Origin of the sequence: Autumnicola lenta (assembly GCF_031846515.1) — a bacterium.
In the GTDB taxonomy this organism is placed as follows: domain Bacteria; phylum Bacteroidota; class Bacteroidia; order Flavobacteriales; family Flavobacteriaceae; genus Autumnicola; species Autumnicola lenta.
Genome location: NZ_JAVRHO010000026.1, coordinates 23075 through 47420 on the forward strand (window position 1 = coordinate 23075; position 24346 = coordinate 47420).

General features: G+C 39.9%; 15 protein-coding genes and 1 pseudogene. 10 read left to right on the plus strand and 6 right to left on the minus strand.

The window, feature by feature from the left end; genetic code table 11:
• Positions 1-27: 27 nt before the first annotated feature.
• Entirely contained in the window at positions 28-2442 is a 2415-nt protein-coding gene (locus RM545_RS14995) for an alpha-L-rhamnosidase-related protein (protein WP_311496103.1), read from the minus strand.
• 344 nt (positions 2443-2786) lie between these two features.
• Positions 2787-3833, minus strand: coding sequence for a GntR family transcriptional regulator (locus RM545_RS15000; RefSeq protein ID WP_311496104.1), 1047 nt, complete (start codon positions 3831-3833; stop codon positions 2787-2789).
• 176 nt (positions 3834-4009) lie between these two features.
• Between RM545_RS15000 and RM545_RS15005 the strand changes: the two genes are divergently transcribed.
• The 8 genes from RM545_RS15005 (at position 4010) to RM545_RS15040 (ending at position 14534) form a co-directional block, all read left to right on the plus strand.
• A complete protein-coding gene (locus tag RM545_RS15005; RefSeq protein WP_311496105.1) occupies positions 4010-6106 on the plus strand; it encodes a bifunctional aldolase/short-chain dehydrogenase in 2097 nt (698 codons plus the stop codon).
• A 103-nt stretch (positions 6107-6209) separates the two neighbouring features.
• Positions 6210-7490, plus strand: coding sequence for a sugar isomerase (locus RM545_RS15010; protein ID WP_311496106.1), 1281 nt, complete (start codon positions 6210-6212; stop codon positions 7488-7490).
• Positions 7491-7500: 10 nt separating this feature from the next.
• Positions 7501-8886, plus strand: a complete 1386-nt coding sequence (locus RM545_RS15015) for an FGGY-family carbohydrate kinase (RefSeq protein ID WP_311496107.1) — start codon at positions 7501-7503, stop codon at positions 8884-8886.
• A 17-nt stretch (positions 8887-8903) separates the two neighbouring features.
• Entirely contained in the window at positions 8904-9644 is a 741-nt protein-coding gene (locus RM545_RS15020) for a (Fe-S)-binding protein (RefSeq protein WP_311496108.1), read from the plus strand.
• Complete coding sequence (locus RM545_RS15025) at positions 9641-11008, plus strand: lactate utilization protein B (RefSeq protein ID WP_311496109.1); 1368 nt, start codon at positions 9641-9643, stop codon at positions 11006-11008. The genes RM545_RS15020 and RM545_RS15025 overlap by 4 nt, the downstream gene beginning before the upstream one ends.
• Positions 11001-11582: a LutC/YkgG family protein gene (locus RM545_RS15030; RefSeq protein ID WP_311496110.1), complete on the plus strand. Its 582-nt coding sequence runs from the start codon at positions 11001-11003 to the stop codon at positions 11580-11582. The genes RM545_RS15025 and RM545_RS15030 overlap by 8 nt, the downstream gene beginning before the upstream one ends.
• 4 nt (positions 11583-11586) lie before the next feature.
• Positions 11587-13002 (plus strand): purine-cytosine permease family protein, encoded by a 1416-nt coding sequence (locus RM545_RS15035; RefSeq protein ID WP_311496111.1) that lies wholly within the window; start codon positions 11587-11589, stop codon positions 13000-13002.
• Positions 13003-13046: 44 nt separating this feature from the next.
• The gene (locus tag RM545_RS15040) at positions 13047-14534 is read left to right on the plus strand and encodes an SLC13 family permease (RefSeq protein ID WP_311496112.1); all 1488 of its coding nucleotides are present in this window, start codon (positions 13047-13049) and stop codon (positions 14532-14534) included.
• Positions 14535-14716: 182 nt separating this feature from the next.
• On the opposite strand, the gene RM545_RS15045 is transcribed toward RM545_RS15040, so the two are convergent.
• The 4 genes from RM545_RS15045 to RM545_RS15060 all read right to left on the minus strand — a co-directional run bounded on the left by RM545_RS15045 (position 14717) and on the right by RM545_RS15060 (position 21686).
• Complete coding sequence (locus RM545_RS15045; protein ID WP_311496113.1) at positions 14717-16126, minus strand: sialate O-acetylesterase; 1410 nt, start codon at positions 16124-16126, stop codon at positions 14717-14719.
• A 121-nt stretch (positions 16127-16247) separates the two neighbouring features.
• Positions 16248-18080: a heparinase II/III domain-containing protein gene (locus tag RM545_RS15050; protein ID WP_311496114.1), complete on the minus strand. Its 1833-nt coding sequence runs from the start codon at positions 18078-18080 to the stop codon at positions 16248-16250.
• A 65-nt stretch (positions 18081-18145) separates the two neighbouring features.
• On the minus strand, positions 18146-19060 hold the full coding sequence (locus RM545_RS15055; protein ID WP_311496115.1) for an alpha/beta hydrolase: 915 nt from the start codon (positions 19058-19060) through the stop codon (positions 18146-18148).
• A 412-nt stretch (positions 19061-19472) separates the two neighbouring features.
• Positions 19473-21686, minus strand: a complete 2214-nt coding sequence (locus RM545_RS15060; RefSeq protein ID WP_311496116.1) for a hypothetical protein — start codon at positions 21684-21686, stop codon at positions 19473-19475.
• A gap of 228 nt (positions 21687-21914) precedes the next feature.
• On the opposite strand from RM545_RS15060, the gene RM545_RS15065 reads away from it, so the two are divergent.
• Both RM545_RS15065 and RM545_RS17650 read left to right on the plus strand, forming a co-directional pair.
• Positions 21915-23978: an alpha-amylase family protein gene (locus RM545_RS15065; RefSeq protein ID WP_311496117.1), complete on the plus strand. Its 2064-nt coding sequence runs from the start codon at positions 21915-21917 to the stop codon at positions 23976-23978.
• A gap of 22 nt (positions 23979-24000) precedes the next feature.
• A pseudogene (locus tag RM545_RS17650) lies at positions 24001-24346 on the plus strand (MerR family transcriptional regulator); the annotation flags it as partial.

Consider the following 24346-nt stretch of genomic DNA (forward strand, 5'->3'; position numbering starts at 1 on the left):
AAAAGTTTATTCGGGCTTGAAATAACATCAGTTTAGCCTGAAATTATTTTTGCCTTCCCTCAAACTGTAATTCTTGCCCTTCCACCTAAAATCACCCGATATTTGCAAAGGCAGAATGATCTCTATATTCCATACTTCTTTTAACTTACTGTAGCTCACATAAACCTCTCCTTTTGGATGAGGAATTGCGCCGCTAACTTCTGTTAGATTACCCAGGTGTGGTTTAATTATTACTTTTGAAAAACCGGGTTCCTGACTATCAATTCCCAATAAGGTCCTGAAAAATTCAATGTTAGGGCTGGCACCCCAGGCATGGCTGTCAGAGCGAGAACTACTGACATGTGATTTTTCTGCCCATGTGGTTAAACCTAAATTGATGTTCTCCCTCCATACGTCCAGCCATTCCATGTAATCATTACCCAAACCAGCCTTAACCAGAGCCTGGTGCAAGTAATATCTAAAATATATTGAAGCCTGGGCCAGGTCTTTGTTGGACAACAATTTTTCCCCAATTTTTGTTGCGTCTTCCCCGCTAACCATTCCCGTTAATATTGCAAGAGAATTTACATGCTGGGAGAACAGGTTCTTTTCAGGTGTATCTGCGAAAAGACCTCTGGAATCGTCCCAATATTTCTTCTGAATAGTGTTCTTTAGCTCCAGGGAATACCGTTTATAGCGATCAGAATACTGCTGCATTCCTAATTCCTCTTCCATCTCTGAAGCCAACTGGTAGGCCCAAAGTAATTGAAGATCATAAGCAGCAGAATTACCACCCTCACCGGCAGGGGCAACTCCCGCATCCCAACCTTTGCTAACCACCCAATCTGTAAAGGACCAGTATGGGACATCTTTAAGTGAGCCGTCCTCTTGCTGATAGCTTCGAAAGAATTTTAGTACCTCCCTTTCTCCCGGCAGCTTTTCCTTTATAAACTCACTATCCTCTCCATACATCCAATAGTCGTGTAACATGCCAATATACCAGAGTGAGAACGGTGGTATAATTTGTTTTGTCCTGCTGGGGTGGCGGCTGCTGGTCACTCCTTCCGGCTCTCTGGAGTGGTCCATTTGGGAGAGTGCATTTTTCACTAACCTGTCATCACCACTGTTGTAAAGTGAAACCATTGCCTGTATCCTAGTATCACCTATATACTGCAATTGCTCATAATAAGGAGTGTCCATGTAAGTGTCGACAGCGCACAATCTTGCAGTTCTCCAGCCTCTGTCAAGGATCTCGTTTATTACCTTGTTACCTGGAGCCTCCAGTCTCGCATTATATTTAAAAGGATATCCCGTAAAAGTACCAAAGACATCCTCAATTATTAATGGTTGATCCCGGGTGGAAATTTTTACCTGTACATACCTGTACGTTCTCCAGTTTAAAGAGGTGAAAACCTGGCGCCTGCTACCATCTGAGATCAGGCTGTCCTTTCTTCCTATAAAACTTTTTTCCTTTATCACATCTCTATTCCCTTTATCCGGAAAATTAGAATATAAAGCTTCTGCGTAGCCAAGGCTTACAGATGCATCTCTCCCGCCACTAAAAATAAAAGTAGGATATGCATTAGTAAGAAATGTTTGATCCAGTAGAATAGTAGCTTCAGTATTTGAGGGAATTTCCACAGATTGTTTCTCTGCGGGAAAACTGGCAGGAATAACCACTCCTGTTGCTCTCCTCACTTTCTTTAATCTTTGCTCCTTCATCTCCATGGCAGGAAGCGTAGAAGGCACCAACAACCAATTATTTGCAGAGACAAACGGTACCGTGATACCTTTTGGCACACCAGAGGAAAGTTCTGTTGCCTTTAACCAATTGGAATCGTCAAAATTCAGTGTTTTCCATTCCTTTATATGCTCCCGCATATCAATTTGTTCACCCGGGCCTGCAACATAATAAAGATCTGGTATTTTTACTTCTAAGGGCGAATAGCTGTTGTCCTTTTTAGCCTGCCAGCTATTGTTAGTATTAATTATCTCTTCATCCCTGGTATCACCCTGTAATATAAATCCTGTTCGCAGGGAGATATGTGAAAGTGGTTTCCAATCACCTTCATTCCATACTTTTGCGGCAACAATATTTTCGCCTTTCTTTAAAAAGGGAGCAATATCCCTGGTTTCATAATTCCAATGGGCAACATCGCCCTTTGCCGGACCAAGGGAAACGAAATTATTATTAACGTATAATTTATAACGGTTATCACCGGAAACATGGATAACAAAAGATGACGGAACTGAATCGAGATTAATTTTTTTTCGGAATAAATAAACCCCATAAATTTCAGCTCCCCCTTCAGGAGCAGTAATCCATTTTGCCTGCCATTCCTCTGTTAAAATGTTAAGTTTCTCCTGCGCTATTGTTTTAAAACTCCAGTTAGATCCTATGAACAGAAATAAAAAAAGTATTCTTCCGGTTGTGTGTAAATGATGTAGTAAAAATTGTAGCATTTTCAGGTTCAGGGAGATTTAATCCTTCATTGGCTCAAAGTTATTCAAATTAAACATTGAATGTATCCTGCACTATGCTGCGCAACAGCTACTTTTTTAAAGTAATTCCAATATTTATCTTTTAAAAACACCTGATGTAGTAGTGATTGCAGCCTGCTACCACATGAATAAATAAAAAGTACAGAGCCTGGAATTTTTAGGTGCAATGGTAAAAATGGCAATTATCGATCCTGTCGGAATTTTTTAGGAACAAAGGGCAAATACCTGTAAGATTTTGTGGCAACGGACTAAAAATTCTCATTTTAATACTATTAAAGAACATTAGGATTAATAAAGAGGCTTTTCTAGACCGAGTTGCGTTCAATAAATTTAAAGACGTTCTTTATTTTCTCTTTTTTGTTGTTAAGTACGAGTTTTGCAGCTGCTTCACCCATTGCTTTAAAATCGGTACTTATTACAGTTATTCCCAACAGCTCTTTCAGAGGAGTTTCATTGTAAGAGATTACTCCAATATCTGTCCCCATCTTCAGGCCTTTGCAACGAATTTGTCTTACCAGATTTACAAGGTCCATTTCTTCAATGGTTATGTAGGTGTCCTTGCTTTGAAGTTCCATATCTTCATAAATTTGATCCAGTATTTCAAAATCAAAGTTATATTCAATACAGAACTGTCGAAAACCGTGCAAGATGCGCACGGGATAAGGATGAATGCTTTTACTGGGGTACACCAGTATCAATTTATCGTACTTCCTGAGTTTCTTGATTCCCTGTATGAGGGCGTGATAGATATCTTCCTTAAAATCCTGATATACCAGACCATAGGATCCCGATATTTGGGGTTTTGGATTGTCCATTAAAATAAGCCTGTCCTTTGGTATATCTTCAAGCGCTTGTAAAACTTCATCTGTAAAGCTTAAATGTTTCAGGTTTTCATCCCTAAAATGCGGCATTATTATGTAATAGTCGAAAGCTCCTTTGTTTTTTTCCAGGGCCTTTAAGAAAAGTGATTCTTCACAATGGTAAATAGAGAGGGTTACATGCCCGTTTACACCAAGAGCATCAACAAAAGAATTATAGATCATCATTTTATAAGAACTAGGCTTGTTCACCATAAAAAAAACATTCACTTTGGAAATCAGGTCTGTTTTCGCGGTATAACATCCCTTGCCTTTAACAGAAAAAATAACCTTTCGCACCTTAAGCTCCCTGTAGGCTTTTTCTACGGTATCCCTGGAAAGATAGCAGGTCTCACTTAGTTCATTTATAGAAGGAATCTTTTCTCCAATCTTTAAATTCCCCCTGCTAATATCATTAATTATAGAATCAACAATTTGTTTATATTTAGGAACCCTTGAATTTTCATTGATTCTTATGTCCATGGTTTGCCCCATATTATTAATATTTTAACAGTTGATTTCCCTAAAAATGAGCTATTCCCGTAAAATTATGTAATTATAAGGACTTGAATACTAATTAAAGGAATCTTTTTTAGTAGCAGTACACTACAGGACAGAGACTTTCTATAGAAAATTTACTTTTGGAATATATTGTTAATTTAACCTAAATTATGGAGAAGACATTTCAACACGTAAATTATCTTTGGGATAAGAAAAAAGCCGCCGATTTGGGCGATGACCAGGTTGCTTTATTCCTGTACCGTTCTAATATACTAGGCGCCGATCTAAGGATTACCAATTATGGCGGCGGCAATACAAGTTGTAAAACCATAGAGAAGGATCCGCTTACAAACGAGGATGTTGAAGTGATGTGGGTAAAAGGCTCTGGAGGGGATATTGGAACCCTGGACAGAGATGGTATTGCCGGGTTATATACAGAAAGACTCAGAAACTTAAAAAATGTTTATGGAGGTCTTGAAGATGAAGACAGAATGGTGGGGCTTTTTAACCACTGTATTTACGACTTGAACAGTAAAGCTCCTTCTATAGATACTCCTTTGCATGGTTTGCTTCCGTTTAAACACATAGATCATTTACACCCCGATGCCTTAATCGCTGTTGCAGCAGCAAAGGATAGTGAAAAAATAACCAGGGAAATTTGGGGAGACAGTATGGGCTGGGTACCATGGCAAAGGCCTGGTTTTGATCTTGGCCTTCAACTTGAGAAATGCCTGGCAGATAATCCCGGGATAAGAGGGATCGTGTTGGGAAGCCACGGACTTTTTACATGGGGGGAAACGTCCTACGATTGTTATATGAACAGCCTGGAAGTTATCGAGACAGCTTCAGAATATATAGAACACAAGATTAAAGAAAAAGGTGATGTTTTTGGTGGGCAGAAGATAAAAAGTCTCCCTTCCGAAGAAAGAAAAGAAAAGGCCGCAAAGTTAATGCCCTTGTTACGCGGATTGGCTTCTTCGGAAAATAAAATGATTGGTCATTTTACAGATAGTGATACTGTATTGCAGTATATAAACAGTCATGATCTTGAAAGGCTTGCTCCTATGGGAACCTCATGTCCAGATCATTTTCTACGGACGAAAATTAAACCTCTTATTCTAAATTTAGACGCTTCTGAGGATATAGATGATACAGAAGAGGTATTAAAAAAGTTAGAGCCTTCTTTTGCCCAATATCGTCAAGATTACAAAGAATACTATGAAAAGTGCAAGCACAATAACAGCCCGGCGGTGAGAGATCCTAATCCCGTTATTATAATTTATCCGGGAGTTGGAATGTTCAGTTTTGCAAAGAATAAACAGACAACCAGGGTGGCAAGTGAATTTTATATAAATGCCATTAATGTGATGCGTGGTGCTGAAGCCATTTCTGAATATACATCATTGCCAAGGCAAGAGGCATTTGATATAGAATACTGGCTTCTGGAAGAAGCAAAATTAAAACGAATGCCTGCAGAGAAGCCGCTTTCCAGAAGAGTTGCCATTGTAACCGGTGCAGCGGGAGGAATAGGGAAAGCAATTGCCGATAAGCTTGTAAAAGAAGGTGCAAATGTTGTGCTCACAGACGTAACAGAAGAGGCGTTACAAAAAGCTGTAAAGACCTATAAAAAAGATCAGGTAAGCGCTGCAGTTTGTGACGTGACAATAGAGGATTCTATTGAAAAGGCCTATCAGCAGGCTTGTTTAGCCTTTGGAGGAATTGATATTATCGTCCATTCTGCAGGACTTGCCATTTCAAAATCACTTGAAGATACTACACTTAAAGACTGGGATATACTTCAGGATGTGCTGGTAAAAGGCCAGTTCATGATGGCTCAAAAAGGTGTGGAAATTATGAAGAAACAGGGGTTGGGCGGTGATATTATTAGTATTGCCAGCAAAAACGGACTGGTTTCAGGCCCAAACAATGTAGGCTATGGTACAGCAAAAGCTGCACAACAACATATGTCCCGCCTGCTCGCTGCAGAATTGGGTGGTAACCATATTAGGGTAAATACAGTAAATCCAGATGGGGTAATTGTAGGCAGTAAAATTTGGGAAGGAGAATGGGCCGAAGGTCGTGCCAAAGCATATGGGGTGGCAGTAGAAGACCTGCCCAGGTACTACGCAAACAGGAATTTACTACAGGAAATTATTTTTCCGGAAGATATTGCCAACGGTGTTTTTGCCTTTGTAGGTGTATTGGACAAAAGTACGGGTAACACTATAAATGTAGATGGAGGGATGGCGAACGCCTTTGTTAGGTAAGATTAAATAGTTGTTTGTTAGTTAATCCAGATATGGCCTCACGGGTTTTGATTATAATGATCGGGACAGTGAGGCTCTATTTTAACCTAAAGTTAATCAGGTAATGAGAATAAACATTGATCACATATCGGCATTTAATAAAGAACAGGAAGATTCTTATATCGATGAACTGGATCTTTTAAAGAATAGATTTTCAAAAAAAGGAATTTCAATTGATAAAATAATACAAAAAGTTGCTGATTTTCAGGTGGCAATTCCCAGTTGGGCATTGGGAGCGGGCGGGACCCGTTTTGGAAGGTTCTCCTATGGGGGGGAACCTGCTTCTTTAGAACAAAAACTGGACGATATTGGTGTTTTACAGGCCCTCACTAAATCGGCAGGAGCAGTTTCCTTACATATCCCGTGGGACATTCCCGATGATGTAAAAGCTATAAAAGAAGTGGCTCAAAGCCACGGAATTGCTTTTGATGCAATGAATAGTAACACCTTTCAGGATCAGCCTGATGCCAAAGAAACTTATAAATTCGGCTCACTCAGCAATACCGATCCTGCTGCGAGGGAATATGCTATTCAGCACAATAAAGATGTTATTAAAATAGGTAAAGAACTTGGATCTAAAAGTTTAACCGTCTGGTTGGCAGATGGTGCTAATTTTCCTGGTCAGAATAACTTCCAAAGAGCTTTAAATAACACCGAAGATAGTCTTAAGAGCATTTACAAAGTTATGCCTGAAGACTGGAAATTATTTATTGAATATAAACCTTACGAGCCCAACTTTTACAGCACGGTTATTCAGGATTGGGGTACATCTTTTATGCTGGCCAATGCCTGCGGAGAAAGAGCTTATACGCTCGTGGATTTGGGCCACCATTTACCAAACACTAATATTGAACAGATTGTAGCCACTTTAATGTTGAAGGGAAAATTGGGAGGTTTTCATTTTAATGACAGTAAATATGGGGATGACGATGTAACTGTAGGTTCTATTAAGCCTTACGCTTTGTTTCTAATTTTTAACGAGCTAGTGTATGGAATGAAAAATAATCCGCAAAACCCGGGTTTATCCTGGATGATCGATGCCAGTCATAATACCAAAGATCCTTTGGAAGATTTACTTCAGTCTTTAGAAGCTATTTTAATTGCCTATATCCAGGCACTTCTGGTTGATCAAAAGGCTTTATCAATTGCACAACAGGAGCATGATGTGGTAAGATGCCAGGAAATTTTACAGGATGCTTACCGAAACGATGTTCGTCCTATCTTGAAAGCTGCTCGGGAGAAATCGGGAGCAGCTGTTAATCCACTACAAGCCTACAGGGAACTGGGAGTCCGGAAAGAATTAATTAAAGAAAGAGGAACAAAAACAATGGCCACAGGTTTGTAAAATTTTTAGAATGACCAAAGTAAAAGTTACAGCCGTTTTTGATATTGGTAAAACCAATAAGAAATTCTTCCTGTTTGACAAGAATTATAAGGAGGTCTTCAGAGAATATACACGCCTGCCGGAAACCGAAGATGAAGATGGTTATCCTTCAGAAAATATAGTAGAACTGCAAAAATGGATTAAAACTACTTTTGATGCCATCCTTAAGAGAGAAGAATTTGAAGTAAAGGCAGTCAATTTTTCTTCCTACGGTGCGAGTTTTGTTCATTTAGATCACAACGGGGAAGTGCTTACCCCTTTATATAATTACACGAAATCGATTGAAGAATCTGTTTCTAATGAATTCTACAAAAAGTATGGTGGAGAACTCAAAATAGCAACTGAAACTGCTTCTCCGCAATCGGGAATGCTTAATTCGGGAATGCAGCTCTATTGGCTAAAGAAGAAGCGACCGGAGATATTTAAGCAAATCAGGTATAGTCTTCATCTTCCGCAGTATTTATCCTACTTGTTTACAGGAATTCCTGTAAGTGATTACACAAGTGTTGGTTGCCACACCAATTTATGGAATTATGAGAAGGAAGATTACCATGATTGGGTTTATCGGGAAGGCATAGACAAAATCCTGGCTACCATAGTACCAACTTCAGCAAGTATTAACACTTCTTACAAAGGAAAAAAATTAAAGATAGGCGTAGGGATTCATGACAGCTCATCGGCTTTGCTGCCTTATATCCTGAGTAAAAAGAAGCCGTTTTTACTGCTGTCCACAGGAACATGGAGCATTGCCTTAAATCCTTTTAATTCTGAAAAGCTTTCCAGAGAAGATGTTCGGAACAACTGCCTCAATTACTTAAGGGTAGACGGAAAAAGAGTAAAAGCTTCCCGCTTTTTTATGGGAAATGAATACCGTGTCCAGGTTGAAATCCTTAGTAAATATTATGGAAAGGAATATGGTTATCACCGCACTGTGAAGTTTGACCAGGAGCTATATCTGAAACTGGTGCAGAAACCTTCTATATATTTTAAATTTGAAGGTATTTCTCTTAAAAGAAAGCAACTTCATAAAACAGATTTGGAACCTTTTAAAACTTTTGAAGAAGCATACCATCAGTTAATGATAGAACTTATGGAGCTTCAAATCCAGACAATCACTAAAGCGATTGGCAATTCAGATATTAACAGGATTTATATTGATGGAGGGTTTACAGATAATGATGTTTTTATGAAATTAATGTCGCATCACTTCAGTAAATTTAAAATTCTTTCGACGCAGTCTCCATTGGGTTCTGCCTTAGGTGCAGCTATGGTAATATCTAATAAAAAGGTTACGTCCAAATTTCTAAAAGAGAATTACAGAATGAAAAAGCTTATGCCGTTTTTTCTGAAATTTTAAATACAAGCAAATAACTAATGAAAGTAGGACTTTTTGTTCCCTGTTATATAGATCAATTCTTTCCTGAAGTTGGTATTGCAACACTTCAGTTGCTGGAAAAGCATAATTGTGAAGTTATTTTTCCCAATCAGCAGACTTGCTGTGGGCAACCTATGGCAAATAGCGGGATGGAACAAGAGGGAAAAAAGATTTATCATGATTTAGCCTACCTTTTTTTCAGCTGCGAATATATAGTAGCTCCCTCCCCAAGTTGTGTGCATCACATAAGATCACATTATGATATTGTTGAGCAAACAGAAGAAATTAAACATCTGCGGAAACAGACGTTCGATATTGTTGAATTTCTGGTCGACGTCTTGAAAATCGATCATCTGGAAGCGAGTTTTCCGCACAGGGTCGGCCTGCACCAAAGCTGTCATGGCCTGCGAGGAATGCACCTGGGAAAACCTTCAGAATTAATGAGCAATATTCCTTCAAAATGGGACAAAGTTCTAAAAATGGTGAACGGTATCGATTTGGCTATGCTTAACCGGGCAGATGAGTGCTGTGGCTTTGGAGGAACCTTTGCCGTTGCAGAAGAAGCCGTTTCAGTAAAAATGGGAAAAGATCGCCTGGCAGATCATAATCAAAATAATGTAGAAGTCCTCACCTCCGGAGACATGTCATGCCTTATGCATTTACAGGGAATAGCTAAAAGACAAAAATCCGGACCCAAAATCGTTCATATCGCCAATATTTTAAACGGAGATCAATTATGAGTCAACACTCTAAAAGAGCAGATAATTTCATTAAGGATGAAGCTCGTACAGATTGGCACGATAAGGCCTTATGGCATGTACGGGAAAAGCGGGATGCCAGTGCAGAACAGCTTCCTGAATGGGAATTGTTGCGTGAGACTGCTTCACAAATTAAGGATAATGTCCTGAGTAATCTGGATAATTATCTTGTACAATTTGAAACTGAAGCAAAGAAAAACGGAGTTATTGTGCATTGGGCTGAAGATGCAGCAGATCACAACAGGATTATTGGTGAAATCCTGGAAAAGCACAACGCGAGGAAGATCGTAAAAAGCAAATCCATGCTTACCGAAGAATGTAAGCTAAACGATTTTCTGGAAGAAAGGGACATCGAAATTATTGATACAGATCTTGGTGAGCGTATAATACAGCTGCGAAAAGAACCACCTAGCCATGTGGTGCTACCTGCTATTCACATAAAAAAGGAAGAAGTAGGTGAACTTTTTCATCAAAAGTTGGGCACCGAAAAAGACAATTCTGATCCTACATATTTAACCAAGGCTGCTCGCACCCATCTGCGGAACAAGTTTTTTGAAGCCGATGCAGCCATAACCGGAGTCAACTTCGGAATAGCAGAAACAGGCGGAGTGGTAATATGCACAAATGAAGGAAATGCAGACATGGGCTGTCATTCCGCCCCGGTGCAAATTCATTGTATGGGTATAGAAAAGCTGCTTCCAAAGGCGGAACATCTGGGCGTTTTCATCCGGTTGCTTGCAAGAAGTGCTACCGGACAGCCCAGCACCATTTACACTTCCCACTACCACCAACCCAGACCCGGTGCAGAAATGCATGTGGTTATCGTGGATAACGGCAGGAGCACGCATTTGGGAAAAGAAGATTTCAGAAACAGTTTAAAATGCATCCGTTGTGGTGCGTGTATGAACACTTGTCCTATTTACCGGAGAAGTGGGGGGCACAGTTATCATTCTACAATTCCGGGTCCAATAGGAGCTATTTTATCACCAAACAAGAACCTTAAAGAGTATAGCGATTTACCTTTTGCATCCACTTTGTGCGGTTCCTGTAGTAACGTTTGTCCGGTAAAGATTGATATCCATGAGCAGCTGTATAAATGGCGACAGGAAATTTATAAAAATAATGAACTTCCAAAATCGAAAACCATTCCGCTGAAAATTACTACGAAGGTATTCGAGAATCCTTCAGTATATAATTCTTTGGGGAAAATTGCCCGGGGTTCACTGCGTAATTTACCAGGTTTTATGATTTATAATAATTTCAATGCATGGGGAAAACAGCGCGATTTACCCGATGCTCCAAAAGAAGGATTTAAGCAATGGTATAAAAAGAACAGGAATGAGTAAGTCAGCGATTTTAGAGAAGATAAAGAAGAATAAACCGGAACTGGTTGCGTTGCCCGATTTATCTGTTTTTCAGCATGATGTGCCGCGGGAAGAACTTATTAAAGACTTTATTTCGGTTTCCACTGGCAATATGAGCAACGTGGTGAGTATAATAGATTCTGAAGTTCCTCTGCAAACTTACCTGAAGGAGTTTATAAGCAAAAATTTTCCATTGGCAACAACTTTTTACGATACATTAAAAATTGAAGCTAATCCTTCTGAAGTAGATTTTACACAAACGCCTGTCGATCTTTTTATTGCTGAAGCAAAACTGGGTGTGGCAGAGAACGGTGGACTTTGGTTTGATGACAGCATCTTAAAACAACGAATATCGACCTTTGCCTGTGAACATACTTTAATGATCATTAACCATAAAAATATTGTTCCCACAATGCACCAGGCTTATCAAAAAATCAAAATATCCGAAACGGGATATTGTGTATTGATCGCCGGTCCCTCGAAAACCGCAGATATCGAGCAGTCCCTGGTTGTTGGTGCACAGGGAGCGGTAAGTAATACCACTATAATAATCTAAAAAGATGAGTTTAGCCCAACAAGAAAAAGAAGTATTGGAAGTTCAGACCTCCGGAGAATTTGAGAGGGAACCTGTGCCGCAATCCCAGTGGAAAGACTGGAAAAGTTTTCTGGGAATGTACGCGGGCGAGCATGCTGCAGGGACAGAGTTTATTATAGGACCACTCTTCCTAACCACCGGGGTTAGTGCTTTTGACCTTATTATAGGATTATTGATCGGAAATTTTTTAGCTGTACTAAGCTGGCGCTTTTTAACCGCAGAAATAGGAACAAAATTCAGATACACCCTTTATTTCCATCTTGAAAAAATCTGCGGGACCCGTTTGGTGACTATTTATAATTTGGCCAACGGTGTATTGTTTTGCTTTTTGGCAGGTTCCATGATTACCGTTTCCGCGACGGCCGTAGGGATTCCTTTTAACATGGAAATGCCCCGCCTTACAGATACTATGCCTACCAGTTTTACCTGGGTTGTGATTGTATTGTGTATTGGTGCAGTTATATCTTTAATTGCAGCCCGGGGCTATAGTACAGTTGCAAAAGCAGCCAATTTTATGTCTCCCTTTATTGTACTGGCATTCCTGGTATGTGGAGGAGTGGCCCTTGTACAACTGGATGTAAACAGCTTTTCCGATTTTTGGAATATCTGGGGAGAAGGAGGAGACCCTTTTCCCGGACAAATAAAGTACACCTTTTGGCACGTAGTGCTTTGGTCCTGGTTTACCAATGCCGCTATGCATATCGGGATGTCTGATCTTTCTGTTTTTCGTTATGCCAAAAATGCCAGGGCGGGATGGACTACGGCAGGCGGAATTTATGTAGGACATTATATCGCCTGGATTTCGGCTGCATTGCTCTATGCGGTTTATCTGAAATCGCCAGAGGCAGCAGTCTTTATAAATAACGGGGAAGCACCACCGGTTGCGCCGGGACCATTAGCCTATAATGCTATTGGGTTTTTTGGAATAATAGCAGTAATTCTTGCAGGATGGACAACAGCTAATCCCACAATATATCGGGCGGGACTGGCTTTTCAGGCAATTATCCCCAAAACATCTACATTTTGGGTTACTATTATTGCAGGAGGATTAGCTACAATTGCAGGTCTTTTCCCTGCCTTTGCTATGAAACTTTTAGGTTTTGTTGCCTTTTATGGATTTATTCTCGCTCCTATAGGAGCAATAATAGTGTTTGATTATTACTTTGGGAAGAAAGCAGGAATAACATCTTTTTACGCAGAGAAAACCGGTTCCAAATTTAATCAGGCGGTATTTTGGGCGTGGCTTATAAGCTTTGGTGTTTTTTACGTTTTATCCCTCCGGTTTGAGATATTCCTTTCCTTCCTCACTTTACCTGCATGGATTTTTTGCGGTTGCCTGTTCTTAATCTTCAGCAAACTTCAGAAACGTTCAAGAGAATAAAGCGAAACTCCTGAAGCCTAAATACTTAATAAAAAATACTATTAGTGAGAATTAAAAGAAATATATTTTTAGTCCTGGGCCCGGTTCTGTATTTAGTATTACAAGAATTGGGGGCACCTCAGGGAATGCCGGAAAGTGCTTTTGATATTCTTTGTGCTACTCTTTGGATGGCTATCTGGTGGGTTTCTGAAGCTGTACCAATTGCCGTTACGGCACTTCTACCCATCATCTTATTCCCTCTTTCTGGAGCGGTGGATCTCTCTACCACAACAGCTTCCTATGGGCACAGGTATATATTTCTCTATATGGGTGGATTTATACTGGCCATCGCCATAGAAAAATGGAACTTGCATAAAAGAATTGCGCTGCACATACTCAGGCTTGTTGGCACCAGCGTATCGAGTATCATCCTTGGTTTCATGCTGGCTACGGCTTTTCTTTCCATGTGGATATCAAATACAGCCACTTCAGTAATGATGTTACCTATTGGAATGTCTATAGTAAAACAGTTACAGGAAAAAAAAACCACTCAGGAAGAGGAAAATCCTTTGTTTGGCAAGGCACTAATGCTTAGTATTGCTTATAGTGCTTCTATTGGAGGTATGGCTACTTTAATTGGTACTCCTCCAAACCTGGTTCTCGCAGGATATGTACAGGAAGTCTATAATATTGAGATTACTTTTTGGCAATGGTTCAAATTTGGACTGCCCATTGCCGGGCTTCTGTTAGTTATCTGCTGGCTTTACCTTACCCGGGTCGCGTTTCCTTGCAGGGAAATGAAGTTTCCGGGTGGCGAGGAGGAAATCAGTAAACTCATTGCTAAACTGGGGCCAATGGGAAAGGAAGAAAAAAAGGTTTTAGCAGTATTTGTTCTAACAGCATTCTGCTGGATTACACGGCCATTCCTTCTGGAATTGATCTTTCCAAATATTGATGATACCATTATTGCCATGATGGCCGGCATTGTTCTCTTCACCATACCTGCAAAAGACGGTACAGATAAAATAATTAAGTGGGAAGAGGCCGTGAAAATGCCCTGGGGGATTATTTTACTTTTTGGTGGTGGTATGGCTCTTGCGTCAGGATTTGAAATAACAGGTCTTGCCCTGTGGATTGGAACACAAATGACTTTGTTGCAAGCCCTGCCACTAATATTACTGATAATGGTAATTGTATGCAGCGTGAACTTTATTACAGAACTCACCTCAAACCTGGCGACAACTGCAATGCTTTTGCCTATTTTGGCACCCATTGCTATTAATTTGGACCTAAACCCATATTTACTACTGGTAGGTACTACAGTGGCGGCTTCCTGTGCCTTTATGCTTCCTGTAGCCACTCCCCCAAATGCAGTCGTCTTCGGCTCGGGATACCTCAGGATAGCAGATATGGTAAAAACCGGTCTCTGGATGAATATAATTTCAATTATATTATTGACCGCAGCAGTTTATTTTCTATTACCCCTCTTGTGGGACTTTGATCCTTTTAAGTATCCGGTGAGGTTAGAAACAACACCCCTGCCCCAGCCTTAACAATGGGACAGGGAAATAACTGTTTAATCAGAATATCTCTATGCAGAATTACAGTACTTAGTATTTTTCAAGAGAGGGCTTCGAAGAAGATCTTAGAGCTTAAAATAACTGCGTAGGTATTATACAGATTTCTCTGGATAACACTAGTCTTTATTAAAAGGAAATCTGGTTAAGTTAAAAACTTACTCGGCCCAGGAGTCTGTTCTAAAAGAAGAGGCAGGTAAGCCATATGTATTGTACAGGGTTCCTTCAATACAATTTTTAAAAGCGTATCGTACTGCAACAGGTTTCTTTACTTCTTCTGAACTTACGGTAATTGTTTTATTCCTGTTGATTATTGCCTGTGCAGGATGAAATTTTTTATCAGAGCCTGCAACTTCAAAACCTTTCAATTCATCATTTTCACTATAAAAACCATTTTCGGCATATTTAAATTGCAAAATCAACCTATGATCTTCAGCTTCCATCTCGGAAAATACCGGGCCACTAAAAGGAATCCCTTCAATGTTATAGTCTTTAGCCAACGCCCAATAAGATAATCTATCTGCTATAGTTTTTTTATTTCCGGGATGGATATTTGTACAGTTCCCAACGTCCATTGTTACCGCCATGCCCGTCTTATCCAGAGTCTCCATCGTTTTTAGCTGTGCCTCTCTCAAAAAAGCAGAATTACTTCCGTCACCATAATTGTATGGCGCTATCTGCACAAAATAGAAAGGAAAGTTTTTATTCCACTTTTGTCTCCATGAGGTAATCATTGAAGAAAAAAGCTTTTCATATTCACTTGATCTACCAACATTAGATTCTCCCTGATACCAGATAATGCCCTTAAAGCCATATCCAATAAAAGGATGAAGCATTGCATTATAGAGAAGGGCTGGTTTCTTATTGACATTTTCCTCCGGAACCTGAGTAAGGAACTCCGTTTCTTTATCAATATTCATAAGAGTTTCTTTGTCTGTCCAGGCCTCAGCGCTGGATCCACCCCAGGAAGTATGAATAAGGGCTACAGGTACATCTAATACATCATTTAAATTCTTTCCGAAAAAATAAGCCAGAGCACTAAATTCCTGAAGAGTGTATGCCGAAGATGAAACCCATTCTCCCTCCACGTCGTCCAGAGGTTCCACACTTGCTTTTCTTTCTACCTGAAAGAACCTTATATTCTTGTTTTTAGCTGTGATTAGGGCATCAAGGCTCCCATAAATTGGCTGATTAGTATATCCGTTTACTGGCATTTGCATATTGGACTGTCCAGAACAAAGCCAAACTTCACCTATTAATACATTTTTGATCGTTTTTGTACTGCTCCCTTTAATGGAAACAGTATAAGGCCCTCCAGCTTTAGGAGTAGCAATATTAGCTCTCCATCTACCAGTCTCATTGCTAACCACGACACTCTCCTCCCCCCAGTTACCCGTTACCGATACAGTTTGATTTGGAGCATCTTTACCCCATATTGCCACTGTGTCTCTTTGCTGCAAAACCATATTATCAGCAAAAAAAGAAGGTGTCGTCAATTGAGGTTCCTGCCCTAATACAAGGTTAAAACAACAAAAAAGAAAGAGACAGAATAGTGAGGATTTCATCATAAGGTTTCGTTTTTAGCTGTTAAGGTTGAAAAAATTAACAAAGTGCTGTTTATATTTAGATTCTCTTTAAAACTATTTGCTTTTAGCGGAATTATTACTCAAAATTATTTTTTAAGAAAATCTATTTCCCCTTTATTAGGACGGTCACATTGTGTTGTTCCTGAGGTTGTAACCTATATTCAAAACCCACCACTTTCATTCCAGGGTTAGGGGAATCATGTTCTGCAGGCCGGGGATCTCTCATAAAAACCTGCCAGTTTAAACGGCCCGGTGAAAGTATCTGAAGTTCAATTTCTTCATTATCCTGTCTCAGAGTTAAAATGCCATCTTCTGAAATTTGGGGATCTGCTTTCGTTAACATAGACCATCTTACTGTTGATCCCTCAGAATTATTGGATATACTGTCAGTAATTTTGATTTGATCCTTATCAATAACTTCAAATTTACGCTCCGCAAATTCAATGGATTCCTTGTAAAGTTCCGTTAAATCCATAGAAGCTGCCATGAGCTCCCCGTGCAGGTTCTCAATTTCGGCATGCCCCTTAACATTCTGATCCTTTCCATCTATGGTTAAAGTATTGTGCGATCTATTATTATACCTAAAAACTTTCCACCTATCACTTTCCTGATGGCTTTTCCAAATATCCAATCCCGCAGCTTCCAGGGAAGAGTAACTTTCACTTCCCAGATCATAAGCCCAACGCACCCCGTTCATTTCAAAAACAAAGGAACCAACATCCATATGGCCATGATTGGCACTTGGAGAACCTCCTTTTATACCAATGTATAAGGCATCTGGATCATCCCAGCTGCTCCTATACATAGCTACGGGAACTTCGCTTTTTCCAAAAAAGGAATTTTGATATGAAATGGCAGCACCCTCTGCAGATCCAGCCCAGATAACCGCAAAAGGCAATAATCTTTGACTGGAGCTGGTGGGCGAAACTACATTTGAATTTTGTATGTATTTTTCAAGAAACTTCCTTTCATCCTTTAGAATTCCCGGATCTTCCAGATAATTAGCAAACCAATACTGAACTGTTCCTATTGACCTGGAAGTATTACTGTCGGAGTAATTAAAGTAGTCTCCACTGGGAGCCGTCGCGTGCATGAAATAATATACTGATTGTAAGAATTCATCCTGCACAATTCCAAAATCCTTTCCAAATACAGACAGTAAAAGGTCGTACAACATCACATTAAAGCTAGTTCCATAACCCCAGTACATTGGCCCTTCAGGATATACACCATCAGGCTTGTAAACCTCCAGCGGAATTTCTATAGATCTTACAGTTCTCTCCAGCACTTCTTCCGCTAACCCGGGTTTATCTTCTAAAATGCTTAGGGCACCCATTGTAATACCTGTATTGCATACCTGGTTCCAGTTGTTTTCTACCTTTAGCCAATCGTTATATTCGGGCTCAAAGGAAGGAGCAATACCTTTTGCTATAATTGCAGCTTTAATGGTGTCCCGAGAGGATTTTGAAAGTCCGTTGTAGAGCCAATCATAACCAATTGCCATACCTGCAGTCATTTCGGCTACATCAAGAAAATGGGAAGGATTCCAATCTGAAAAAGCAGAAATTGCGAGCATTTCCTCTTCCGCACGCTTTAAGTATTGTTCTTCACCAGTAGTTTGATAGGCATAGGCCAGGTACAAACATCTTTTTAAGGCCTTTCTGGAAACCGAAAGTAAACGGCGCCCTGTCATCTCCCTGCTTAATGGTTCTAGAAGCAGCATAGAATCTGAAGCGGTAAGAATTTGATCATGAAGAAAATTTAAAGACGAGTCGTTTTCGATTTTTCTCTTAACCTGTTCTTTAAAATCTTCGGAAATAAAAAGCCTTGGATGGCTTGTACTAACAGAATTTCCAGAAATATTTACCTTCTGGGCAACACATACATTTAAAATGAAAAAGAAAATTATTCCTGCTGAAATTTTAATCTTATACATACTCCTCGTACACATTATAATTTAATAAAGATTTTGTTATAAGCGGATGTGTTTGTAAGGCACAGCTATTTCTGTTCATTTAACTGCTTTACAAAATTTACCTGAATTTCACTTTCTTCCAGGAACATGCGCTTAAAAAATTCAAATACTTCGGGCAAATCCTCAAAGGGCATCCGGGAAACCCCGTGCCCTCCACCTTCTACGCTATATAAGGCATAGGAAACGTCTAATTCTTTTAGTTTTTCCGCTATTGTTTTTGAACCATCCAGAATAAGATATCCGGGTTTACTTTTATCACAATAATGGTGTGGCGCCGTTACATAAGGAACCACCTTGTCCTGAGTTCCGTGAAAAAAAATGGCAGGAACGGCATTTTCCCTTGTTATATAACGGGCATCAAGTAAAGCACCGGCAAGGGAGAAAACCCCGGCGAATTTAATATCCTTATATTCAGTTTCTTCAAACAACAGGCTCTTGTTATAGACAGCATTTAAAACCGCCTCAGCCCCTGCGCTACTGCCTCCCACGATAATCTTTGAAGGGTCTATTCCAAATTCTTCCTTATTATCTATCAGAAACTTTACAGCATCTAAAAAATCTTCAGCAGCCATTTTGAAGGTCTCGATTTTTCCGTCAGCAGCAAAATCACAATTAAAGGATTTCCCCTTTCTGGTTAGCCGATAAGAAATGGAAACAGCCACGTATCCTTTTGCTGCTGCCGCCTGCGCAAATTTAACTTCAGATTCACTTTTCCTGGTGCCACCAGAAAATCCCCCGCCGTGCATAAAAACGATCAGTGGTCTTTTTTCCAAATTGTCCTTTACCGGCTGGTATAGGTCCAGTTTCAGATCTTCTCCATCTTTGGAAGTATAAGTCTTTGTAACGGGTTCTTGAAATTCAAAAATATCATCAATATACCGTTCCTGTGCTTTTACAGATATGGTGGAAATGACAAATAGAATAGTAAAAAACAGCTTCATATTGATTTTTTCTTACAATAATGATTAATTTCAAAAGGATATTCTCTCCCGATTCAGGATTTCAAGATAAAAGTAGAGTTTTAGAGATTGCAGTGCATCCTGTACCTCCCTGTAATCAAAAATCAGAATACAGAAAAGATTTTCGCTTCATATCCTCCAAAGCAGATTACTGAAAATGTCAATTTTACTTACAACAGGCCTTATTGAGATGTAAATTCTATTTCCGCGATAGCATATTCAGAAAAAAACGGGAATATACTATTGCAAATTTGAGAAAAGAGGCCGGAAATCTCTGGTTCAGACCGTTTTTGATCTAAATCCATCACTAAAAAATGCTTTTTCCGGCTAAAAAAGAGTTTTTTTTCCATATTGAGCTTAAAAAAGAGCACATGAAAAAATGTCAATTTTCGATCTACTGTTTCTCAATGAGGTACCATATACTCTTACTCTCCCGACCTTTTATTTCAATTTTTCCCTGTTTTGAATTTTTGGTATTACCTGTAGGTAACCCATTGTGATCCAGAACTTCAATACTATATTCTTCTTTACCAGGCATCCTTAAACTGAAATTTACAGGTTCCAGCAGCAGGGGGCTATCCCCTGTCTGAATCAGGCTATCCCCGGATTTGTTGTAAAGCATGCCCGTATTTTTACCTCTGGCAACTGCTGTTACAAGGATCCTTTTGGATTGATTTAGGTTTTTCCCCTGCTCCAGGCTTGTTATCAAAATAACAGCAAAAGGATTATCTGACATTAATTCCCACTTATCCAATACCATCTTTTCCTTCGGCAAAAAACCTACCGCTCCTTTTGTTCCCGGAGTGTTGATGGTAAAATATTTATTTTCACCATACCACCAGCTTAGCTCCCCGGTAATGGAATGGATTATTTTATTAACCGTATCTTGTTGTGCCGATAAATCGGGAACAACTGTTTCCCGGGGTTTCTGCGTAAAATTGACCGGAATTTTCCCTATTGCCATTGTTTGTGGAGAGACAGACCCGGAAAATCTTTTGTCATCATAACCCTGATCCACCTTTTCTTCAAACCCTAATTCTCCCTCTATCAGGGAAGGAACATGTACATTCCTGGTTGCGATAACAGGACTTTCCTTTACATCGTTTCTAAGGACCATTCGGGCCAGTGCCGGGTAAAGGCCTGTGTGCAATGGGCTGGTCGCGTTGTAGACGCCCCTGTTTTTTGAAGTAAGATAGTCTGAAAAACTGGGAATATCAGTCCCAAAAGAAAAAGAGGCATCCCATCCCTGCAAACCCATCCCGTAGGCGGCAATAATAGGCGCAGCCTCGGCGGTCCACTGGTTGGGAACCAGGCTCATCCATTCGGAAAAAAAAAAAGGCCTGTCCACAACCTGTTGCAGCCCTGTTGATAATAAACCTGATCCCGGATTAGATACCATCGCCTGATTTTTAACAGCGCCGGGGGTCATCCTGTGACCGCCTTCGCCTCCACCAAAATAATTGTGCCTGTCTATCATCCCCACCTGATAGTCTGCATGCAAATTATAAAAATGCGAAATACCAGAACCTGCCTGCCAGCAAGAGGCCACTAAAACTCCTTTGTATCCCGTCGCCCTTACCGCTTTTTCGAATTTTTTATAGAATTTAACCTGGGTCTCGTACAAAAATCGCATTTTGTCCAGAATATGGGTGACCATGTTTCGATCTTCCTTTAAAGCAGACTCATATTCCCCGCTAAAAAGACTATGGTTAGGTTGGGGGTATATGTTTTTTTGAGACAGACTTTCCCCTTTGGGAATATTTTCTTTCCCCCAGGCCTCTTCCAGGGCAGATTGAGAGCCATATTTTTTCTGTAGCCATTCTGAAAACTGCCTGTTCAACAATGCTTTATAAGTAGGTGCCTGCTTCAGGGAAAGTTCTATAGCGCTCCAAAAAATATTGTCTTCATTTTGAAATTCAATAAAAGCCAATCCGGGATCATCGGCATATCTCAATCCGGTATGAGGGTTTATATGGTTTAGCATATCTACGGTAAGTGCAATACTTAGCTCTTGCAGATCTGGTGCAAAATTTACAAGACTGGCAGTAGAACCGTCGAGGTGCGACCATGGAAATTCCAGATTTCGAATTTCATCATAGGCGAGCATTTTTGTACTATCACCCGGCTGAACCCTATGTCCATAAATGTGTGACCAGCCATAATAGATACCTTTCTCCCTCAGTTTAGCCTGGAAATAATCAAAACGTTTAAATTTTTCGCTGTCAAAACGTGTAGAATATTCACCATCATAGGCATACCAGCTAAATTTATGAAACCGGACTGCGTTCATTCCAAATTTGGCCAGATAATTTGCAAAATCATCTGCAGTTTTTGCATCTACAAAACTGTTTCTACTGCTAATATTTGTACCCCATAATTTAAACTTTGTACCATCCTCAAAGCGCAAAATATCCCTGTCTATTTGTAAAAATCCATGATTCCCGGCAGGGGCATCCAACCAGTTGTTCATCCCGATGACTCCCGGCTCATATGTATTCTCAGGAGTAAAAGAAAACCAGTCCTTCGTACTTCCTTCGTTTTCCAGATGCTCTTGCGCCTGAACAGGAGAAATTAAAAGTAGAAAGATAAAAACGTAAAAATTTTTCAAAGTAAAAACATTAAAAACAGAATGGTTTGCTAACCGTGGGAAAAATTCCTTTGAACCACATCAATAAAAGTATATCTATTTAATTCGATTCTAATCCTGTAGTATCCTGCATTAGAACAACTTTTGTCTTCAAAAGATAGAACCGGATTTCTTAAAAAACGTCGATATTTGTCATTTTATATTATCTTCCCTACTACAAAATCCTCCTGTTTTATAAAATTTGATGCTATGCAAGTAAAGATCTGGTACTCCTTACTGTTTTTATTTTTAACCTGTTCCATAGCTCAAGCACAAAATGCAGAAGCTTTTTTACGGGATGACACGCTTACTCTTCAAAACGACAAAATCGCATTATCATATCTCTGGAACGGAGGAGCGTTGAAAGCTGTTCAGCTTTTGGAAAAAGGCACTGGAAACTCTTTCCATTTTTCCACTGATCAGCCAGGTTTTCTTATAGACGAGAATGTAGAGCAACCAATATCGGCTAATCTCAAAGTTGAAGAAAATGCTGCCTCTGCAAATATTCCCGCACATACCAGCGCAACGGTAGAAACAAATTTTAAAAATTGGAAACTCCGCCAGATATTCAGGATTTTTCCAGAGACCCCTGCTGTTGCAGTTGAATTGTATTACCGCGGCCGGGTCTCCTGGCAAAAGAAACACAGTAAAATAGTAAATCCGGATGGTGTAGAGGTAGAGGTGGAAACTTCAGAAACTGTAAGTGAGGCAGGCAGAATAGGATTTCTGGGGATTCAGGGAAATCATTGGAGTATAAAGGCGGTGGAGTTTAACGATGCTACAGACGATAATAACAATTTAGTGCATGAAAAATCTCTGATTATTTACACAAAGCCGATTAAATTGTCCGGCAATGTTTTTATTGCAGAGGAATTGCCATCTGGAAACCGGTTCTTTATCTTAAAGGAAGCTCCACTGGACAAAATGCAACTCGCATATCCGGGACATGACATCACGGTACAAGCAGGAAAACTGGCAATTCACGGCATAGGCCTGGAACCGGAAGATATAAACAACGAAGGTTGGACCAGGGGCTATGGCTATGTAATAGGCGCTGGCGGAAACTCTGCTCTAAAAACCCTCACAGCCATAAAAACCTACTTAAAAGCTAAAAGTCCGTTTAATCAGGATCAGGGAAAAATGATCATGGCCAATACCTGGGGCGACAGGAGCCGCGATGAGCGAATGAATGAGAAGTTTGTTCTTCAGGAATTAGAAGCAGGGGCAAAACTGGGGATAACTCATTTTCAATTGGATGATGGTTGGCAAACCGGCCTTTCAAAGAACTCCGGAAGTGAGAAAGGAAAACTATGGAGGCTATGGGACAAAGAAAGTTGGAAACCGCATCCCACGCGCTTCCCCAACGGGCTGGAGCCTGTTGTACAGAAAGCAAGATCTTTAGAAATTGAACCGGCCTTATGGTTTCATCCCAGCAGCGGGAGCAGCTTTAAAAATTGGCGCCAGGATGCAGAAATCCTCATCGATTTGTACCGCAGGTACGATATCAAATACTTTAAAATGGATGGTATTGAAATCCAGGACAAAGAAGCAGATAGGAACCTCAGGTTTTTACTGGATTCTGTTAAAGTTGCAAGCGGTGGAGAAGTTTTCTTTAACCTTGATGCCACGGCAGGTAGAAGGACAGGCTTTTTTTATATGAACGAATACGGAAATATTTTTCTTGAAAACAGGTACACAGATTGGGGAAACTACTATCCTACCAGAACACTACGCAACCTTTGGATGCTTTCCAAATATATACCTCCCAAAAACCTTCAGATAGAGTTTTTAAACAAATGGAGAAATAGTGATAAATATGCAGAAAATGACTCTTTGGCTCCAATAAATTATGACTTTGAATATCTCTTTGCTACAAGTATGATGAGCCAGCCCCTTGCCTGGATGGAATTATCTTCACTGCCAGAAGAAGCTTTTAGCGTTGCCCCTGTCGTGAAAAAGTATAAAATTGTTATGAACGACATACATGCGGGCACAATACTTCCAATAGGCAATATGCCAACAGGTTTTACCTGGACAGGTTTTCAGTCTATACAAGAAAAGACAGGTTATTTCCTGATTTTTAGAGAAAATAATGCGGAAAATAATTTTAAAATGGAAACCTGGTTAGAAGGAAGTAAAACGGTAAGGATATCTCCACTTTTACATCCGGGAGAAACTTTTGAGACAACTACAGGGGCAAACGGAATGCTGGAATTTACTGTAGCAGAGCCCAATAGCTATAGTCTGCTTAGTTATAAAATAATAGAAAATTAATACCTTTTCAGGTTCTGAGACTATAGATCTCAAGCTTTTTGTACCAGCCCACACCGTAACCCTTGTAAAACAAAATTTCAGCATTAAGAACCTGGAACATCTTAGTGGTATTAAAGCTCACACCATCAGGATTTGGGAAAAACGTTATAATATTTTTACTCCAGATCGCACTTCAACTAACATATGAACCTACGATAGCTCCTGCCTTCAAAAGATTCTGAACATTGCTTTCCTTAATGAGCATGGATACAAAATTTCCAGAATTTCAAAGCTTTCCGAAGAAGAAATTGGGAAAATGGTTAAGCGATTACTGCTTCTTCCAGTGTCGAAAACAGAACGGTTAACGCCTTTAAGATGGCGATGATTGA

Bases quoted from the DNA above. Each gene is read 5' to 3' on its own strand.
- RM545_RS15030 (WP_311496110.1), top strand. From the start codon at position 11,001: ATGAGTAAGTCAGCGATTTTAGAGAAGATAAAGAAGAATAAACCGGAA.
- RM545_RS15005 (WP_311496105.1), top strand. From the start codon at position 4,010: ATGGAGAAGACATTTCAACACGTAAATTATCTTTGGGATAAGAAAAAA.
- RM545_RS15010 (WP_311496106.1), top strand. From the start codon at position 6,210: ATGAGAATAAACATTGATCACATATCGGCATTTAATAAAGAACAGGAA.
- RM545_RS15025 (WP_311496109.1), top strand. From the start codon at position 9,641: ATGAGTCAACACTCTAAAAGAGCAGATAATTTCATTAAGGATGAAGCT.
- RM545_RS15035 (WP_311496111.1), top strand. From the start codon at position 11,587: ATGAGTTTAGCCCAACAAGAAAAAGAAGTATTGGAAGTTCAGACCTCC.
- RM545_RS15020 (WP_311496108.1), top strand. From the start codon at position 8,904: ATGAAAGTAGGACTTTTTGTTCCCTGTTATATAGATCAATTCTTTCCT.
- RM545_RS15000 (WP_311496104.1), bottom strand. From the start codon at position 3,833: ATGGGGCAAACCATGGACATAAGAATCAATGAAAATTCAAGGGTTCCT.
- RM545_RS15065 (WP_311496117.1), top strand. From the start codon at position 21,915: ATGCAAGTAAAGATCTGGTACTCCTTACTGTTTTTATTTTTAACCTGT.
- RM545_RS15015 (WP_311496107.1), top strand. From the start codon at position 7,501: ATGACCAAAGTAAAAGTTACAGCCGTTTTTGATATTGGTAAAACCAAT.
- RM545_RS15045 (WP_311496113.1), bottom strand. From the start codon at position 16,126: ATGATGAAATCCTCACTATTCTGTCTCTTTCTTTTTTGTTGTTTTAAC.
- RM545_RS15055 (WP_311496115.1), bottom strand. From the start codon at position 19,060: ATGAAGCTGTTTTTTACTATTCTATTTGTCATTTCCACCATATCTGTA.
- RM545_RS15050 (WP_311496114.1), bottom strand. From the start codon at position 18,080: ATGTATAAGATTAAAATTTCAGCAGGAATAATTTTCTTTTTCATTTTA.
- RM545_RS14995 (WP_311496103.1), bottom strand. From the start codon at position 2,442: ATGCTACAATTTTTACTACATCATTTACACACAACCGGAAGAATACTT.